At 31.5% G+C, this 847-nt stretch carries 1 protein-coding gene; it reads left to right on the top strand.

What is annotated here, in order from left to right:
- Window positions 1-228: 228 nt before the first annotated feature.
- On the top strand, window positions 229-750 hold the full coding sequence (locus ABD730_RS17095) for a hypothetical protein (RefSeq protein WP_344716110.1): 522 nt from the start codon (window positions 229-231) through the stop codon (window positions 748-750).
- Window positions 751-847 lie beyond the last annotated feature (97 nt).

The following is an 847-nucleotide window of genomic DNA, read 5'->3' as shown; positions in this document are numbered from 1 at the left end:
ACATTAAACAATCTGAATAAAAACTGCATAGAACAACGTGTATAATTAATTGCTTGGTTCTAGCCTACTTGCGAAAATTCCTGCGGAATTTTCACGGGTTCGTAAATGTTTGCTAACTTAGTCGCTAAACCACGCAACTAACCATACACAAACACGTTGGCAATAATTAAAATGAACATCGAGAATTTTATCACAAATAGAAAATCAATTGAAAAATTGACATCGGAAATGACCGAAATCGAAAGTGATGGATGGGAAACTAAATATATTGACCAAAGAGACCAATCTGAATGGATAGAAATCCCTCTTGAGTCGGAATATCACGGAGGTGGAAATCCAATATTATTCAGGTTGCCGAAACCAAGCCAAACGGAATTGATTAAACTTTTGATTAAATCAAAGGATTTGAATCAAATATCGGCTATCTCTTGCCTATTAAAGGAATCTGAATTTGACCAATCTGATAAACACAAAGAATATCGAGAGGAATTAATAATTGAATTGGAAAAAATAGTCAATGACAAAGAATTTAAATGGAACGGATTTGAGAAAAAGCGACTGACAACAATTATTTACGATAGTGATTTGAATTTTCCACACAACCAAAGAGAGAGTCTAGGAAAAAAATACGAAGAGGTAGAAAGCGACTATCAATATTATAAAAATATAGCTGATAGAGCTGAAAAAATAATCACTTTTGCGAAAAAGAATAATTCAATATTGGATAGAATTAAAACATTGTTTGACTAGCGAAATAAAATGACTGAATTAGAAAATAACTATTGCCAACAAAGAACTGAGTTAAAAAACAAGTAACTTTAAGCTAATTTTGAAACATAGTTTTCAT

It is taken from the genome of Winogradskyella damuponensis (assembly GCF_039538385.1).
Lineage (GTDB): Bacteria > Bacteroidota > Bacteroidia > Flavobacteriales > Flavobacteriaceae > Winogradskyella > Winogradskyella damuponensis.
Note: the sequence above shows the minus strand (reverse complement) of the source record. Positions and strands in the feature narration are given on the sequence as shown.

Excerpts from the sequence above, each read along its gene's own strand:
- ABD730_RS17095 (WP_344716110.1), top strand. The coding sequence starts at position 229 with ATGACCGAAATCGAAAGTGATGGATGGGAAACTAAATATATTGACCAA.